14 protein-coding genes are annotated in these 16,750 nt (G+C 72.7%); 9 read left to right on the top strand and 5 right to left on the bottom strand.

Going from position 1 to position 16,750, the window contains the following annotated elements; translation table 11 throughout:
* Nucleotides 1–55 precede the first annotated feature (55 nt).
* Together HQM25_RS17795 and HQM25_RS17790 are read left to right on the top strand one after the other, a co-directional pair.
* Nucleotides 56–697 (top strand): phosphotransferase, encoded by a 642-nt coding sequence (locus HQM25_RS17795; protein WP_254359596.1) that lies wholly within the window; start codon nt 56–58, stop codon nt 695–697.
* Nucleotides 694–1,338, top strand: a complete 645-nt coding sequence (locus tag HQM25_RS17790; RefSeq protein ID WP_254359595.1) for a hypothetical protein — start codon at nt 694–696, stop codon at nt 1,336–1,338. Before HQM25_RS17795 ends, HQM25_RS17790 begins: the two co-directional genes overlap by 4 nt.
* Here HQM25_RS17790 and HQM25_RS06925 read toward each other — a convergent pair.
* From HQM25_RS06925 to HQM25_RS17780, 3 genes are all read right to left on the bottom strand, one after another.
* A complete protein-coding gene (locus tag HQM25_RS06925; protein ID WP_254359648.1) occupies nt 1,260–4,640 on the bottom strand; it encodes an ATP-dependent DNA helicase in 3,381 nt (1,126 codons plus the stop codon). The genes HQM25_RS17790 and HQM25_RS06925 overlap by 79 nt on opposite strands.
* A 47-nt stretch (nt 4,641–4,687) precedes the next feature.
* Entirely contained in the window at nt 4,688–6,421 is a 1,734-nt protein-coding gene (locus HQM25_RS17785) for a UrvD/REP family ATP-dependent DNA helicase (RefSeq protein WP_254359646.1), read from the bottom strand.
* Nucleotides 6,422–6,855: 434 nt separating this feature from the next.
* The gene (locus tag HQM25_RS17780; RefSeq protein WP_254359594.1) at nt 6,856–7,896 is read right to left on the bottom strand and encodes a UvrD-helicase domain-containing protein; all 1,041 of its coding nucleotides are present in this window, start codon (nt 7,894–7,896) and stop codon (nt 6,856–6,858) included.
* Nucleotides 7,897–8,049: 153 nt separating this feature from the next.
* On the opposite strand from HQM25_RS17780, the gene HQM25_RS06915 reads away from it, so the two are divergent.
* Nucleotides 8,050–8,274, top strand: a complete 225-nt coding sequence (locus HQM25_RS06915; protein WP_172989572.1) for a DUF3107 domain-containing protein — start codon at nt 8,050–8,052, stop codon at nt 8,272–8,274.
* A gap of 7 nt (nt 8,275–8,281) precedes the next feature.
* Nucleotides 8,282–8,572, top strand: a complete 291-nt coding sequence (locus tag HQM25_RS06910) for a hypothetical protein (protein ID WP_172989571.1) — start codon at nt 8,282–8,284, stop codon at nt 8,570–8,572.
* On the opposite strand, the gene HQM25_RS06905 is transcribed toward HQM25_RS06910, so the two are convergent.
* The gene (locus HQM25_RS06905) at nt 8,573–9,289 is read right to left on the bottom strand and encodes a ferritin-like fold-containing protein (protein WP_172989570.1); all 717 of its coding nucleotides are present in this window, start codon (nt 9,287–9,289) and stop codon (nt 8,573–8,575) included.
* 133 nt (nt 9,290–9,422) lie between these two features.
* Between HQM25_RS06905 and HQM25_RS06900 the strand changes: the two genes are divergently transcribed.
* Both HQM25_RS06900 and HQM25_RS06895 read left to right on the top strand, forming a co-directional pair.
* Entirely contained in the window at nt 9,423–10,955 is a 1,533-nt protein-coding gene (locus HQM25_RS06900) for a DEAD/DEAH box helicase (protein WP_172989569.1), read from the top strand.
* Nucleotides 10,956–11,086: 131 nt separating this feature from the next.
* The gene (locus tag HQM25_RS06895; protein ID WP_172989568.1) at nt 11,087–11,485 is read left to right on the top strand and encodes an SHOCT domain-containing protein; all 399 of its coding nucleotides are present in this window, start codon (nt 11,087–11,089) and stop codon (nt 11,483–11,485) included.
* A 36-nt stretch (nt 11,486–11,521) separates the two neighbouring features.
* On the opposite strand, the gene HQM25_RS06890 is transcribed toward HQM25_RS06895, so the two are convergent.
* Nucleotides 11,522–12,385, bottom strand: coding sequence for a PHP domain-containing protein (locus HQM25_RS06890; protein WP_254359593.1), 864 nt, complete (start codon nt 12,383–12,385; stop codon nt 11,522–11,524).
* An 81-nt stretch (nt 12,386–12,466) separates the two neighbouring features.
* Here HQM25_RS06890 and HQM25_RS06885 point away from each other — a divergent pair, with 81 nt between their 5' ends.
* Genes HQM25_RS06885 through HQM25_RS06875 form a run of 3 tightly spaced genes read left to right on the top strand, consistent with a single transcriptional unit; the run spans nt 12,467 to nt 16,738 of the window.
* Nucleotides 12,467–13,489, top strand: a complete 1,023-nt coding sequence (locus tag HQM25_RS06885; RefSeq protein WP_172989566.1) for an endonuclease/exonuclease/phosphatase family protein — start codon at nt 12,467–12,469, stop codon at nt 13,487–13,489.
* Between the two features lie 32 nt (nt 13,490–13,521).
* On the top strand, nt 13,522–14,946 hold the full coding sequence (locus tag HQM25_RS06880) for an aminopeptidase P family protein (protein ID WP_172989565.1): 1,425 nt from the start codon (nt 13,522–13,524) through the stop codon (nt 14,944–14,946).
* 7 nt (nt 14,947–14,953) lie between these two features.
* A complete protein-coding gene (locus tag HQM25_RS06875; RefSeq protein WP_254359591.1) occupies nt 14,954–16,738 on the top strand; it encodes a gamma-glutamyltransferase family protein in 1,785 nt (594 codons plus the stop codon).
* Nucleotides 16,739–16,750 lie beyond the last annotated feature (12 nt).

Below are 16,750 nucleotides of genomic sequence, written 5' to 3'. Positions count from 1 at the left end.
GACAGCCAGGGCGTGGCGCGAGTGTCCACGCTCGCGCCCGACCTACCCTGGGCACATGGCACGCTCACCCCTCACTCTAGCCGCGTCCGTCACCTCCGCCCTGCCCGAGGTCGGCGTCGTCGGTGTCGGCGCGCTGACCGAGGGCACGTCCGGTCGCTACGACTGCGCCGTCGCCGAACTCGCGGACGGCCGACGCGTCGTCGTGCGGGTCGCCGCCGACCCGTCGATCGATGCCGAGCTCGCCGCGCAGGCGCGGGCGCTTCGCGCCCTGACCGCCGGCGTGCGCCGCCTCCTCCCCTTCCGCGCGCCGGATCTGCTGGGTGAGTCATCGCTCGCCGGGTCGCGGGCGCTCGTCGTCGACTTCCTGCCCGGCTACCGCGTCGAGCCCGCACACCTGCCGCCCGGCCGCGGCGCCGCCGAGTCCCTGGGTGCGGCGCTGGCGGCGATCCATGCACTGCCGTCGTCGGTGGTGCACGCGGAGGGGCTGCCGGCGCGCACCCCGCAGCAGGTGCGCGATGACATCTCCCGGCTCATCGACCGCGTGTCCAGCCTGCCGACGATGCCCGTGCCGCTCATCGCGCGGTGGAGCGCGGCGGTCGCCGCCGACCGGCTGTGGCGATTCGAGTCGGCCGTCGTCCTGGGCGGTGCGGCCTCGACGGCGTTCCTGTTCCAGGACCTCGACGGAGTCCCCAGGTGACCGGCGTGCTCGAATGGCACGGGCTGTCGCTGGGCGATCCGGCCATCGACCTGCAGTGGCTCGCCTCAGCCCCCGACGCCGCCGAAGACGTGTACGCGGCCTATGCGATCGGGAGCGGTCGCGCCCCGGACGCGCACCTGCGCGATCGCGCACGGCTGTACGCGGAGCTCGAGTTCGGCCGCTGGCTGCTGCACGGCCACGATTCCGATCGCGCCGACATCGTCGCCGATGCGGCCGAGCTTCTGCGGACCCTGTCGGACTCCGTCGGAGCCGCCGATCTCGTGGAGGATGCCGCGCTCGACGTCGATGACGCACTGGCGCTGCTCGCCCAGACCCCGGGCGCCGGTCCCGCCGTCGACACCTCGATGCAGACGGACGCCTACAGCGCTGACGAGCTCGCGCTGTGGGCGGAGGACGCCGGCGGATCCGGGCCGGTCACCGCCGTGGAAGGGATGGCCCCCGCGGCGCAGAGCGAGCCGACCGGCCGGGGCGCGTCGGGCGGGTCGAGCGACCCCGAGGAGACGCAGCCCCTCGATCTTGCGATGCTCCGTGACGATCCCGATCATGTGACCGCCGCGCGCGACGCCGAACGAGCCTCGCGGGCGGCATTCCAGCGCTGGACGAGCTCCTCCTCCGAGTAGACCCGATCCGAGCGGATCACGAGATCATCTCCGACGTAGTACAGGGCCACGTCGATCTCCTCGAGCGGCACGCCGTGCCTCTTGTGGTACGCGACGCGGTAGAGGGCGAGCTGCAGCATCCTCTCGTCGCGCTCGGCGTCGGACGCGGGCGGGCGGCCCGTCTTCCAGTCGACGATCTCGATGCGCCCGCCGCGGCGGTAGACCGCGTCGAGCTTGCAGATCACGGTGAGGAGTCCCTCGGCGCCCGTGAGGGTCACGTCGATCTCCGTCTCGACCTCCAGGGGTGCCAGATCCGCCCACTCCGACGCGAGGAAGGTCTCTCGCAGGCGGGCCAGCTGGCCCTCATCGGCCAGCGCGGCGTCACTGAGCGGCGCGTCGTCTTCGTCGATCTCCCAGAGGCCGTCGTCGAGCGACGAGCCCCGTCCGGCGAGCCCCGACCGATGCTCCACCCACGCGTGGAAGAGGGTGCCGATGCGCGTCTGCCGATACGGGCGCTCCGGGAGAGGACGGATGATCGAGCGCGCCGTCGCCGAGAAGTCGTCGACGAAGTCCTTGAAACGTGACGCGGCCACGCGCGGCGGCGCGTGGGGCACGATCGGCATCGCGCGCGCGGCCCGCTCGCGCAGGAGGCGGTCCAGCTGCGGGTCGGGTTCGGCCCGGTCGGGTCTCTCGAGGGCGGCGGCGACCATGTCGGCGGCCGCACGCACCCTCTCGGCCCGGGCACCGAGAGGGTCGAGCGGCCACCGCAGGGTCGCCCCTTGCCGCCCTTCGTACGGGTTCTCCCCGGCGTCATCGAGGTCGATCGGGTCGAGCCCGAGCGCAGCGATCATCTCGACGAGGTAGGGCGAGGGGGTGCGCGCGTCCTTCTGGCCACCCCACTGGGACCCCGTCAGGAGCAGGTCGCCGCGGGCGCGGGTCACAGCCACGTAGGCGAGACGGCGCTCCTCCGCCTCCTGGTATGCGCGGCCCGCGGACTTGAACGCCGTGATCGCCTTCTGCAGCTCGCTGCGCGTGCCCCCTGATTCGGGAGTCCAATCCAGGTGCGGCAGCGCATCGCGATCGCCGCGGAACGGATACGGCAGCACACCGAAGCCGAGCCAGCCGAGCGTGGTCCGCGGCCGCTTGGGCAATTCCTCCTTCACGAGGCGCACGACCGCGACGGCATCCCATTCGAGGCCCTTCGACCCGTGGATCGTCAGCAGCTGCACGACCCCCGGCTCGGGCGGCTCAGGGCGCGGCATCAGCTCGTCGGTCTCCTCGGCGTGGTCGAGCCAGGCGAGGAGGCTGCCGATCGATCCCCGCTCATCGGCGGCGAGGAAGGTGCGCACCTCGTCGACGAACGAGCGCAGCTGGGCGGAGGCGAGCCGCGCGGGCCCCCGGGTCTCGTTCGCGGCGAGCTCGATGTCCAGCAGCAGCTCGAGCTCGATCGAGCGGATGAGCTCGGGAATCGGCTGGCCCGCGCCCGCGCGAAGACGCTCGAACACCGCGCCGGCGTCCTTCAGACGGCGCACCCCCTCCGCGGTGAACGACGAGAGCATGCCGTACTCGGCGGGCACCGCGCGCACCACGTCCAGTGCGTCGATGATCGACACCTGCTCATCGACGCCGACCGAGACCCGAAGCCGGCGCAGCAGCTCGTCCGGAAGCCGGCCGAACGACTCGTCCCGCTGCGCGAGCGACACGGCGAGTTCGTGCAGCGCGGCCATGTCGGCCACGCCGATCCCGAACCGCGGCCCGACCAGCAGCCGGATCAGCGATGAGCCCGCGGCGGGATCGCTGATCACGCGCAGAGCCGCCACGACGTCGACGACCTCGGGAGTGGACAGCAGCCCGCCGAGCCCGAGGATGCGGTGCGGGATGCCGCGCGCGGCCAGCGCGTCGGCGAAAGTCGACATGTGGCGCTTGGCACGGAAGAGGATCGCTCCCGAGTGGGGCGTATCCGAGCTCTGCTGGTGCCGCTCGCGCACACGCGCGAACCATTCGGCCACCTCCGCGGCCTCATGCTCGATCGTCTGCGGGAAAGCGCAGCCGACGCGGCCGTCGCCGGCTCCCGGACGGCCCACCAGCGGGGGCACGTCGGCGGCGACGCCCTCGATGAGGGCATTGGCGGCGTCGAGGATCTTCAGATCGTTGCGCCAGCTGATCATCAGCGCGAACCGCTCGCACCGGGTCTGCGTCGCGAAGGCGGTCGGGAACATACGCAGATTGTCGGCGCTGGCGCCGCGCCACCCGTAGATCGACTGGTGCGGATCGCCCACCGCCATGACCGCTGTGTCGCGGAAGATCGCCCCCAGCAGCTCCGTCTGCAGCACCGAGGTGTCCTGGTACTCGTCGAGCAGCACGACACGGTACTGGTCGCGCAGCTGCGCCACGACGTCGGGGGCGGCCTGCACGATCTCCAGGGCGCCGGCGACCTGATCGGCGAAGTCGAGAGCGCCCCGCGCGTGCTTGGCCGCGGCGTAGTCGCGCACGAGACCGGCCAGCACCGGGAGTCCGCTCATCGACACGTGGAACTTCTCGATGTCGCCGGGCGAAGCCAGGGCCGGGTTCGTCAGCGGTGCGAGCGCGTCGGCCCAGCGGGATCCGAAGTCGGACAGCTCGTCGAGCCCGGCGCGATTGTCGAGGACTTCGCCGGCGAGGGTCTGCACCGCGTCGACGACGGTGCCGAAGCGATCCTCGCGCTCGGCGAGGCGCTCGTCGAGCGAGGCGATGACGACTCCGCGCGCGGTCAGCCAGGAGCCGGATTGGCTCAGCAGCGCCATCTCCGACTCACGGCCGATGCGCGCGGCGTGCTCGCGCACGATGCCGTCGGCGAAGGCGTTGTACGTCGACACCCGCGCCCGCAGGAGCAGGGATTCGCCGGGTGCCTCGTCGTCGGGCACGATCGCGCCGCGCGCGGCGGCCAGCGCGTCGAGGGCGGCCGCGAGCGCGGCGCCGCGCTGCCGGACCGGCTGCGCCGACACCGTCTCCCACAGCCGGGCCAGGTCGCCCGCGGCGGCGAGATCGGGCAGGTGGGGCAGGAGGCCCCGTCGCCCGTACTCGTCGACGCGTGCGAGCCGCGCCTCGATGCGCTCGGCCAGTTCGCCGGCCGCCTTGCGGGTGAAGGTCAGACCGAGCACCTCGTCTCGGCGGACGTGTCCGTTGGCCACGAGCCAGACCACACGACCCGCCATGGTCTCCGTCTTGCCGCTGCCGGCCCCGGCGATCACCAGCGCGGGCGACGGAGGCGCCTGGATGACCGCGCGCTGATCGTCGGTCGGCTCGGGAAGTCCGAGCGCCTGTGCGAGGACCGCCGCGGACAGGGCGTGCTCGCCCCGCCAGCGGGGCTCGTCCAGGAGTGCGGGGGCCGTCACGATGCGCTCACCGCCTTGACGGTGTGCAGTCGGCACACCGCGAAGCTATCGTCGTTGCAGTGGGTGTCGAGGTTGCCGACGAACGTGGATGCCGCCATCCCCCGGGCATCGTCCGCGATGCGGCGTGTGAACGCCTCGCGCTCCTGCGCCGTCATGGGCGCCTGATGCGCGATGCGGTAATGCGTCCCCTTGAGCGTGCGGGAGAGCACGAGCAGCCGGGCGCCGGCGTTCTCCAGACCGTCGACACCCTCGATGACCCCCGCTGCCACCGCGAGCTGGTAGGCGGCCAGCTGCGCGTCGTCGACGACCTTCGCAGCCGAGACCCGCTGCTCTGAACGACCGGTCTTGAGATCGACGACCACAACGCGCGGGCCGTCGGAGGGCGCGGCGACGGGGAGATCCTCACCCCGGCCGGGCGGATACTCCTCGACGCGGTCGATCGACCCGCTGAGCACCGCCGCGTGGCCGGGAGCGGGGTCCGCGTCGTCGAGCGTGCGCACGCGGGGCGCGCTGGTGTCGTCGCCGAGGTCCACCGCCAGCCGGAATCGAGCCTCCGCACCCACGGGCCGTCCGCCCTCGCGCTCGACGCGGCGCAGGTACACATGGAGCCGCCCGATGAGCGTGTCCGCCCACGCGCGCTCCTGCGCGCGCAGCCACGGCGCCTCGAACTCGAGCTCGCCCCAGCGCCGGTCGACCACCGCGCGAAGCCGCTCGAGGTCGCCGTCGGGGGCCTCCTCCATCGCGGCGTGGAGGATCGTGCCCAGTCCGGACGAGAACGAACGCGTGTCGCCCCCGAGCGCACGGATCGCCCAGTCCAGTCCGCACGCCTCGAACCCCTCCAGCCGCGACGGCGAGACCCGCACCGGGGCGCGATCGAGGTCATGGAGCGGAGCGAGGGTGGTGGGCCCGGACACGCCGAACCAGATCGCCGGGGACGCGCCGGCGACGCCGGCGTCGGCGAGGAGCGCCAGCTGGGCGGCGGCGTCCGCGCGCTCGGCCGCCGTCACCGCGGTCGTGAGCGTGCGCCGGTGCTGCGCCACCAGCCCGCGCAGGGTCAGCGGGTGGCCCGCGGCGTCATCGTCGACCGGGTCCGGAAGGTACGCGAACAGGCCGCTCACTCCGAGGTCGTCGTCGTCGACGGCCGAGACCACGACATGGCTGCGGGCACGGGAGATCGCCCGCACGAACAGCCGCAGCTCTTCGTGGAGCACGGTCCTGCGCCGATCGAGCACTCCGGGTGCGGTCGCGGAGCCGGCGACGGCGTCGCCGAGACGCCAGCCTTCGAGCAGTCCGCCGCGCAGGCGGGTGTTGGGCCACACTCCGTCCTGAACCCCGGCCACCACGACCGCCTCGAACTCCGTGCCCAGCGCCGCAGCCGGAGTGAGCAGCGACACGGTCCCGCTGCGCTCCGGCGCCGTGAGCATGTCCTCCGGGACCTCGCTGTCGAGGATCTCGCGGATGAAGCGCGCCGGCCCTTCTTCGGGGGCGCGCTCGACCGCGCGCTTGGCGGCGCCGAACAGGGCGACGAGGGCGTCGAGCGATCGCGCCGCGGATTCGGCGACCGGCCCGGTGCCGTTCGCCTCGCGGGACCACTGCGCCTCGAGCCCGGATCGTTCCCACACGATCCACAGGAGCTCGTGGATCGTCGCGCCGCGCGCGCCCTCGTCGTGGACGCGCGACAGCGTGCCGGCGAGCCGCTCGGCGCGGCGCGCCTCGCGCGCGTCGATCATCGTCAGGTGCGCGGGCTGGGCCATCGCCTCGGCCAGGAGCTCCGCCGCCGGCCGGGTGCCGCCCTCGGCGAGTTCGGCGATGCGCAGGCGCGCGCGCAGACGCCTCAGGCCGACCGCGTCGAGACCGCCGAACGGCGTGACGAGGGCGTCTGCCAGAGCATCGGGATGCCGGGCGTGCGCCGGTGCGAGTCCGAGCGCGACCAGCGAGACGAGTCCGCGCACGGCGTCTTCGCGTCCGAGCGGCCGGGGCACGCTCGCCGCGCGCGTGGGCACCTCGCGTGCGGCGAGCTCGACCTCGAGGTGCGCGACCTGGCGCGTGTCGTGGGCGATGACCGCCAGGTCGTCCCAGGGGATCCCGTCGATGACGTGCCAGGTGCGCAGGATGCGGGCGATGCGGTCGACCTCTTCGAACGGCGACGCCGCGACGACCGCCGTCACCGACGTGTCGTCCTGGATCGGCGGTGCGGGCGGCCGGCGGTGGTCGACCCGGCCGCCCGCGCCGATCGCGGACGTGACCGTGCGCGTGAGGCGGGTGAGTCCGGCTGCGGCGCGGTGCGCGCCGTCGAGGACGTGCACGGCGCCCCCCAGCAGTCGCACCAGCTCCTCGAACAGCTCGGGGCTGGCCCCCGGAAACCGCCCGACCCGATGTCGGGGTCGCCGAAGGCGAGCACGGCGAGCCCCCGCCGCCGCGCGGCCTCGAGCAGGGCGATGCCTCCGCGGGTGAGCTCCTGCGCGTCGTCGACGAGCAGCACACGCAGCTGCGCGGCGGGGCCGATCCGCTCGGCGGAGGCGCCGGCCAGCAGCCCGGCGGCCTCGTGCAGCAGCTCGGCCGGATCGCGGTGCGCCGCGCGCATGCGCGAGAGGGCGTACCGATAGTCGGTGAAGAAGGCGCCGGCCGCCTGCCACGCGGGGATGCCGTGCTGCACGCCCAGCTGCGCCAGCTGCCGCGGCGCGACGCCGAGATCGGCGCACTGCGCCGCGAGCGCGCGCAGCTCCGCGCGGAAGGCGCGGGAACCGCGCACGGCGGGTCCGAGGGCGGACGGCCAGCGGTCGGCGCCCTGCGCGGCATCTTCGTCGTCGCCGGCGAGCAGTTCCGCGATGATCCGATCCTGATCACCCGCGGTGAGCAGCCGGGGCACCTCCTCCTCTGCCGCCACGGCGGCGGCGCGCACCAGCTGGAAGGCGAAGGACGCCGTCGATCTGGCCAGCGGACCGGGGGTGGCGATGTCGAGCCCGGTCGCCAGCAGGTCGCGCAGCGCCGTCGCGGTCTGCCGGGTCGGCGTGAGGACGAGCAGCTCCTCCGGACGCAGCCCGCCGTCGCGCAGCATCCACGCGACGCGCTCGCGCAGCGTCGCAGTCTTGCCGGTGCCGGGCGCGCCGAGCACCACACCGCATGCCGTGATGGGAAGGCGGACGACCGAGCGCTGCGCGGTGTCGAGATCGGCGGAGGAGTCGGGGGCGGCTCCGGGGGTCATGGCATCGACGCTAGCGCTCCCCCACCGACATCCGCGCCGCGGGCGCGGCGTTCGCCCAGAGCGTGCGACCCGCCGCCGTCGGCACCGGAGCGGTGTCGTAGAGTGGCCATGCACCGGACCCCCGGGGCGCCCAGTCGTGAGAAAGGCAGTCACGTGGAGATCCGCATCGGAATCGCCAACACCGGACGCGAGCTCAGCTTCGAGACCAACGAGCCGGCAGCAGACGTCAAGAAGTCGATCGCGACCGCGCTGGACGCGGCGGCGACGCACGTGACGTTCTCCGATGTGAAGGGGAACTCCTACATCGTCCCCACGGCCGGGCTCGCGTACATCGAACTGGGCACCGAAGAGTCCCGCCGCGTCGGCTTCGTCGCCTGAGCCGACCGTGCAGATCCTCCTCGCCTTCATCCTCGGCGCCGCCCTCGGCGTCGGGGTGCACTTCCACATCGACCGACGCGACACCCGCGGCGTGGTGCTCGCGCCCGTGATCGGCGCTGTCGCGGCGGGGCTCGCCTGGACAGCCCTCACCTGGGCGGGCATCGGCATCGACACGGTGTGGCCGTGGCTGGCGGCGCTGATCGCACCGCTCGCGGTCACCTACCCCGCGGTCATCCTCCTCGCCCGCGCCCGAGCGGCGCACGACGTGCGCGAGCGCGCCCGCCTGAAGATCGGCTGATCAGGCCGCCAGGCCCATATCGTCCATGCGACGGGAGTGGGCCGACATCAGCTCGGTGAACACCGGCTCGACCTTCTCCTCGTCGACCTCACGCAGGGAGCGCGGTCGCAGGGCGGCCCGGGCGATCAGGAGCGTGTCGCCGACCAGGCGCCTGCCCCACATCGCGAGCAGCGACTTCCACTCGGCATCGCCGGCGATCCTCTCGCGGATGATCTCGACGATCGCCTGGCGGTCCGAGTCGGCACGCAGGATGCGGGCGACGCGGCGCCCCGTCTCGCCGTAGCTCGCGGCGAGGGCGAGGTAGAAGTCATCGAGCATGCCCGCCGTGATGTGCACCGACAGCATCGTCTCCTCCGCGTGCACCCCATGGGTGGCGGCGCGGAAGGCGTCCAGCGGCTCCCGGAACGGGAGCATGAGCGCGGTCGGGTCCTCGCCGCGGTCGCGGATCAGCGCGACGAGTGCCTCGTGCTTGGTCAGCGCCGCCCCGGCGGCCCGCGAGAGCGCCTCCTTCTTCTCGAGCTGCGGGGTCAGCGCGATCAGCTCGCTGAGCGTCTCGAAATAGCCGAGCTGGAGGTAGGCCGCCTGCCCGAGGAAGGTGTCGATGTCGGGGGCGAGCTCCTCGAAGTCCACCCGCACCGCGTCACCGAAGTCGCCTCGCGCGCGCAGCGAGAGCACCCGCTCGCCGGTGTCTCGACGCTGCCAGAACCACTTGACCACGAGGTCCAGCCTAGAGCCGGGTATCCTGGATCGCGTCCCGGCGACGGATCGGGGCCCCGCGCCTGCGGCTGAATGAGGGCGTGGATCCATTTCGCGGCATCTCACGCCGCCCTCAACCGAACAGGCACATATCGTGACGACCTTCGCCGACCTCGGCGTGGACCCGGACATCGTCGAGGCCCTGGCCTCGCGCGGCATCCAGGACGCCTTCCCCATCCAGGAGCAGACGATCCCCCTCGGCCTTCCCGGCCAGGACATCATCGGCCAGGCCAAGACCGGCACCGGCAAGACCTTCGGGTTCGGCATCCCGGTCGTGCAGCGCCTCGGCGCCGACCCGGCTCACGGAGTGAAGGCGCTCATCGTGGTTCCCACCCGCGAGTTGGCCGTCCAGGTCTACGAAGACATCGACATGCTCACGGAGAACCGCTCCACGAGCGTCGTCGCCATCTACGGCGGAAAGGCCTACGAGGGCCAGATCGAGCAGTTGAAGGCCGGTGCGCAGATCGTCGTCGGCACCCCGGGTCGCCTCATCGACCTGGCGAACCAGCGCCTGCTCGACCTCTCGAACGCGACCGAGGTCGTGCTCGACGAAGCCGACAAGATGCTCGATCTCGGGTTCCTCCCCGACATCGAGAAGATCTTCCAGAAGATCCCCGCCGTCCGCCACACGATGCTCTACTCGGCGACCATGCCCGGACCGATCGTGGCGCTCGCACGCCGGTTCATGTCGAACCCGATCCACATCCGCGCGAACGACCCCGACGAGGGCCTGACGCAGGCGAACATCCGACACCTCGTCTATCGCGCCCACTCGCTCGACAAGGACGAGGTCATCGCGCGCATCCTGCAGGCCGACGGCCGTGGCAAGACCGTGATCTTCACGCGCACCAAGCGCGCCGCGCAGAAGCTCGTCGACGAGCTGAACGACCGCGGATTCAACGCGGGCGCCGTGCACGGCGACATGAGCCAGGAGGCGCGCGAGCGCTCGATGGCGGGCTTCAAGGCGGGCAAGAAGGACGTGCTCATCGCCACCGACGTCGCCGCCCGCGGCATCGACGTGGACGATGTCACACACGTCATCAACCACACGATCCCCGACGACGAGAAGACCTACCTCCACCGCGCCGGCCGCACCGGTCGCGCCGGCAAGACCGGCATCGCGGTCACGTTCGTGGACTGGGAGGACCTGCACAAGTGGGCCCTCATCAACCGGGCGCTGGAGTTCGGCCAGCCCGAGCCCGTCGAGACGTACTCCTCGAGCCCGCACCTGTTCGAGGAGCTCGACATCCCCGCCGGCACCAAGGGCCGCATCGCCACGGCGCCCAGGACGCAGGCCGTGAAGACGCAGGCCCCGCGCCGACAGCCCGAGAGTGCGGCCGCGGCCGCGGAGGCGGAGGGCGACGCGACCAAGCGGCGGCGCCGGCGCCGCCGCTCCGGCGCAGCGGGCGAGCGCATCGGCGACTCGTTCGTCGAGGGCGTGCCCGCCGCGTCCGACAACCACGACTCCGCACACGCGGCCGCGTCCGGCGACGCCGAGCGCGCCGTCGGCGGGGGCACCCACGACGGCGGCGGCAGCGAGCACCACGATGGAAAGCCCGCCCCGCGCCGGCGCCGTCGGCGCCGCGGCGGCCGCAGCGGAGCAGGCACCCCGGCCGCCGGCGCCTGAGCGCAGCGTACGGTCGTGTCGGCGCGCCGACACGACCGTGCGCAACCGTTCCCAGAACGTTTCCTGAGCGAGTAGGGTGAGCGACGGGCCGCACCCTCGCGCGGCCCGTCTCTCGAAGCTAGGAGCTGAATATGGACCTGTGGTCGAACTTCTGGAGCGTCATCTGGTGGTTCCTCTGGATCTTCGTCTTCGTCGCCTACCTGATGGTGCTCTTCTCGATCATCGGCGACCTGTTCCGCGACCACAAGCTCAGCGGCTGGTGGAAGGCGGTGTGGATCCTCTTCCTGATCTTCGTGCCGTTCCTGACCGCGCTGGTCTACCTGATCGCCCGCGGTGGCGGCATGGCGGAGCGCGGCGCGGCCCAGGCGCGCGAGTACCGGGCGGCGCAGGACGAGTACATCAAGTCGGTCGCCGGAGGCGGCGCCGCAGCGAGCCCGTCGGAGGAGATCGCCAAGGCCAAGTCGCTGCTGGATGCCGGCACGATCAGCGCCGAGGAGTACGAAGCCATCAAGGCCAAGGCTCTGGCCTGACCGGCTGACCAGCCTTCGAAGCGCCCTCGGCCGCCCTCACGGGTGGACGGGGGCGCTTCCCGTCGCCCGCGCGACGATGCGCTCGACCATCGCCGTCGTCGTGGTGTTCTCCCCGGGCACATTCGGCTTGCCGAGCCCGTGGTAGTCGCTGGAGCCGGTCACGATGAGATCGCGCTCCTCGACGAGGGCCTCGAGCGTGCGGGTCTGCGAGGGCAGGTTCTCGCGATGGGCCAGCTCGAACCCGGCGAGCCCGGCCGCCAGCATCCGCTCGATCACCCCCATCGGCAGCAGTCCCGCCCGGCCCGCCGGATGGGCGATGATCGGCACGCCGCCGGCACCGACGACGAGCCCGACGGCCGCCACCGGGTCGGGGGCGTAGAGGGCGACGTAGTAGTCGCCCCGGGGGCTGAGGATCGACGAGAACGCCTCCGCGCGATCGCGCACGAAGCCCCGGGCGATGAGCGCGTCGGCGATGTGCGGTCGCCCCACAGTGGTGCCGTCCGCGGTCTGGGCGAGGATGTCGTCCCAGTGCAGGTCGTAGTCGCGCGCGATCCGGTCGGCCATGAGCCGCGCGCGATCCAGCCGTGACGTGCGGATGCGCTCGGTCATCGCGCGCAGCCCGGGATCGTCGGGGTCGACGAGGTAGGCCAGCACGTGCACGCTGCGCCACTCGTACCGGGCCGACAGCTCCATGCCCGGCAGGAACGTCATCCCCATCGAGGACGCCGCCTCGGCAGCCTCCGCCCAGCCTCCGGTCGTGTCGTGGTCGGTGAGGGCCACGGTGCGAAGGCCGTGGCGGTGCGCGGCGGCCATCACCTGGGCCGGCGACTCCGTGCCGTCGGAGTGCGTCGAGTGCAGGTGCAGATCGGCCGGGCCTTCGAATCGGACGGGACTGCGCACCCTCCGAGCGTAGCGTCGACCGCCCGACGCGCCGCCGGACTGCAGACCGATCTCACAGCCTGCTGACATAGAGTCGCCGTCGTGCTTCGCCTCCTGGGGATCCTCGTGACCGTGCTGTGCGCGATCGCCGCGGCCGTCCTCACATGGCCTGCATTCTTCCGCGTCGACCAGTTCTGGCCGATCGCGCAGATCATCTCCTTCCGCGGCGTCCTCACCCTGGGGTTCCTGGCCGTCGCCGCCTTCGCGCTGCTGGTCGCGCTGGTGCGGCCGCTGCGGGCGCTGGCTCTGTCGATCGCGCTGATCGGCGTCGCCGGCGCCGTGGCCAACGGCGCGACGATCGTGATGCGCGGCATGGGCACCGAGTCACTGCCGGCCAAGACCGACACGAGCATCCGGGTGATGACCTGGAACACGGCCGGCGAGGCGACCGCACCGGAGACGGTCGCGAAGATCGCGGTGGCGATGGATGCCGACATCGTCTCGCTCCCCGAGACGACGATCGAGACCGGCGAGCAGGTCGCGATCGCGATGCGCGGGCTCGGGCACCCGATGTGGGCGCATTCCGCGGAGAACCCGACCACCGAGTGGGATGCCGGGTCGACGACGCTCCTGATCGCACCGGAACTCGGCGACTACGCGGTCATCGAGGCCTCGCTGGACGGCTCCAGCAACACCTCCACCGTGCCGAGCGCCGTCGCGATGCCCACCAGCGGCTCCGGCCCCATCGTGGTGGCCGCGCACGCGGTCGCCCCGCGGAGCGCCTTCATGGACCGCTGGCGCAGCGACCTGCAGTGGCTGGCCGATCAGTGCTCCGATGCCAACGTCATCCTCGCCGGCGACTTCAACGCCACCGTCGACCACATGAGCGGGCTCGGGGTGGACGGCGGCACGCTCGGCCTCTGCCACGACGGCGCGGCTGAGACCGGCAACGGCGCGGTCGGCACCTGGTCGTCCGAGGTGCCTTCCCTCCTGGGCGCCCCGATCGACCACGTGATGGCCTCGAGCCACTGGAAGGCGACCGGGTCGATCGTGCTGCGCTCGATGGACGGCTCGGGCAGCGACCATCGGCCGCTGGTGGTGCAGCTGGAGCCCGTTGACGACTGACCGTCGCGCCCGCTGCGTGCGAGACTGGACAGATGAGCACGACAGGCGACAGCGACACGATCGCGCAGCACGAGGCCGAGCGTCCTTCGACCAGCACGAACCGTCGGCAGAACTACGGCCAGGGCTTCCTCGACACCATCTCCGAGGGCTGGGCCGAGCGCCCCGACACGACGCCGCCGCCGCGTGATCAGGCCGCCTACGCGGCCGCGCGCCGCGCGCGCGTGTCCGCCGCGTTCCCCGGTCAGCGACTGGTGATCCCGGCCGGGGAGCTCAAGCAGCGCAGCAACGACACCGACTATCCGTTCCGCGCCCACTCCGCCTTCTCGCACCTCACCGGCTGGGCCAGCGACTCCGAGCCGGGCGCCGTGCTGGTGTTCGATCCCACCGAGTCCGGGCATGAGATCACCCTCTACTTCCGCGAGCGCGCCGACCGCACCACGGCCGAGTTCTACTCCAACGCCGCCATCGGGGAGTTCTGGATCGGTCCGCGTCCCGCGCTGGCCGGGGTGGCCGCCGACCTCGGCGTGGCCACCGCCCACATCGACGCCTTCGCCTCCGCCGACGGCGACCTCGTCGTCGGCGACGACGCCGACCTCACGCGGTTCGTCTCCGAGCTGCGCCTGGTCAAGGACGATTGGGAGATCGCGCAGATGCGCCTGGCCGTCGACGTCACCGCGAACGGCTTCGACGACATCGTCGCCGACCTCCCCCGCATCATCGAGCACCCGCGCGGCGAGCGCCTGGTCGAGGGCGTGTTCCACCAGCGCGCGCGCAGTGACGGCAACACCGTCGGCTACGACACGATCGCCGCCTCGGGGCCGCACGCCTGCTACCTGCACTGGACCCGCAACGACGGCGCGGTCGTGCCCGGCGACCTCATCCTCATCGATGCCGGCGTCGAGATCGACAGCCTGTACACGGCCGACATCACCCGCACGCTCCCGGTGAGCGGCCGGTTCACCGACATCCAGCGCCGCATCTACGAGACCGTGCGCGAAGCGGCCGACGCAGCCTTCGCCGCGGCGCGGCCGGGCGTGACGTTCAAGTCGGTCCACGAGGCCGCGATGACCGTCATCGCCGCCCGCACGGCCGAGTGGGGTCTGCTCCCCGTCTCCGCCGAGGAGGCCCTCGACGCCGACCGCGGCGGCCACCACCGCCGGTACATGGTGCACGGCACCAGCCACCACCTGGGCATCGACGTGCACGACTGCGCGCAGGCGCGCCGCGAGATGTACTACGACGGCATCCTGGAGCCGGGCATGGTGTTCACGATCGAGCCGGGCCTGTACTTCCAGATCGACGACGTGACCGTGCCCGAGGAGTACCGCGGCATCGGCGTGCGCATCGAGGACGACGTCCTGATGACCGCCGAGGGGCCCGTCAACCTCTCGGCCGGCATCCCCCGCACCGCTGACGAGGTCGAAGCGTGGATCGCCCGACTCGCTCCGACGCGCTGACACCGGCGTGAGCTTCACCGCGCCGCCCGCGTTCACCACGCGGCCGCAGCTGACCGGCACGTTCGGCATGGCCGCCTCGACCCACTGGATCGCGACCGCGGTCGCGCAGGGGATGCTCGAGCGCGGCGGCAACGCGTTCGACGCGGCCACGGCGGGGGCCTTCGTGCTCCATATCGTCGAGCCGCACCTGAACGGGCCCGGTGGCGACCTCGTCGGCATCTTCGCCACCGCGGGCGACCCCACCACGCCGCGCGTGCTGATGGGACAGGGGCCCGCTCCCGGTGCGGCGACGATCGCGCACTTCCGTGCGGAGGGGCTGGACCTGGTCCCCGGTGCGGGCGGCCTCGCCGCCGCCGTTCCGGGTGCCGTGGACGCATGGCTCCTGCTGCTGCGCGACCACGGCACGATGGAGCTCTCCGACGTGCTGGCCCCCGCGATCGGCTATGCCCGCGAGGGCGCTCCGCTGCTGCCGACGACGGTCGCCACGATCGAGCGGGTCGCCGAACTGTTCCGCGACCACTGGCCCACCTCGGCGGAGGTGTGGATGCCGCAGGGCCGCGTTCCCGCAGCCGGCGACCTCCACCGCAATCCCGCCTACGCGGAGGTTCTGGAGGGGCTGATCGCCGCGGGTGCGGCGGGCACGTCGCGCGCCGAGCGGATCGATGCCGCCCGGGACGAGTGGGCGACCGGACGCGTGGCCCGCGCCGCAACGGCCTTCCTCGCGGCGCCCCACCGCCATTCGAGCGGCACCGACCACGCCGCCGTCATCAGCGCGGACGACTTCGCGGGCTTCCGGGCCTCGTACGAGCCCGCCGTCACGGCGACCTTCCGCGGGCACGTCGTGGCCAAGGCAGGTGCGTGGTGCCAAGGTCCGGCGCTCCTGGAGGCCCTGCGCATCCTCGAGCCGCTCCCCGACGATCACCTCGATGTGGCGACCGAGATCGGCGCGCACACGGTGATCGAGACGCTCAAGCTCGTGCTCGCCGACCGCGACGCGCACTTCGGCGACGGCGTGGAGGTCGCCGAGCTGCTCGCCGACGACTTCATCGCCGGGCGCCGCGACGCGATCGGCGACGAGGCCTCCCACACCTGGCGGCCGGGAACGCTGCTCGGCGACCACGGCTTCGCGCCCCCGCTCGTGCGCGCCGACGGCGCGGCCGCAGCGGGCACGGGCGAGCCGACCGTCGCACGCACCGGATCCACGCGCGGCGACACCTGCCACATCGACGTCGTCGACCGCTGGGGCAACATCATCGCGGTCACCCCGTCGGGGGGCTGGCTGCAGTCCTCCCCCACCATCCCCGAGCTCGGATTCTGCCTCGGCACGCGACTGCAGATGACGTGGCTGGATGCCGCGGCGCCGTCGGCGCTCGCGCCGGGCGCACGCCCGCGCACGACCCTCACCCCCACGCTCGTGCTGCGCGAGGGCGTCGCGACGATGGCGCTGGGCACGCCCGGCGGCGACCAGCAGGATCAGTGGCAGCTGCCGATGCTGCTGCGCATGCTCGCCGGCGGGTGGAGCGCTCAGGAGGCCATCGACGCCCCCACGCTGCACACGATCGCGCTCGTCGACTCGTTCTGGCCGCGCACCTGGGACCCGGCCGGCATCGTGGTGGAGGACCGCCTGGGCGACACGGTGATCGAGGGGCTGCGCCGCCGCGGTCACGACGTGACGCGCGCCGGCGACTGGCGCCTGGGCAGGCTCTCCGCGGTCGGCATCGACCGCGACACCGGGACGCTGTGGGCTGCGGCCAACCCCCGTGGGATGCAGGGCTACGCGGCCGGTCGCTGATCTGTCCGCGCG

Origin of the sequence: Microbacterium hominis (assembly GCF_013282805.1) — a bacterium.
Classification (GTDB): domain Bacteria; phylum Actinomycetota; class Actinomycetes; order Actinomycetales; family Microbacteriaceae; genus Microbacterium; species Microbacterium hominis_B.
Note: the sequence above shows the minus strand (reverse complement) of the source record. Positions and strands in the feature narration are given on the sequence as shown.

Bases quoted from the DNA above. Each gene is read 5' to 3' on its own strand.
- HQM25_RS17795 (WP_254359596.1), top strand. From the start codon at position 56: ATGGCACGCTCACCCCTCACTCTAGCCGCGTCCGTCACCTCCGCCCTG.
- HQM25_RS17785 (WP_254359646.1), bottom strand. From the start codon at position 6,421: ATGATCGACGCGCGCGAGGCGCGCCGCGCCGAGCGGCTCGCCGGCACG.
- HQM25_RS17780 (WP_254359594.1), bottom strand. From the start codon at position 7,896: ATGACCCCCGGAGCCGCCCCCGACTCCTCCGCCGATCTCGACACCGCG.
- HQM25_RS06880 (WP_172989565.1), top strand. From the start codon at position 13,522: ATGAGCACGACAGGCGACAGCGACACGATCGCGCAGCACGAGGCCGAG.
- HQM25_RS06895 (WP_172989568.1), top strand. From the start codon at position 11,087: ATGGACCTGTGGTCGAACTTCTGGAGCGTCATCTGGTGGTTCCTCTGG.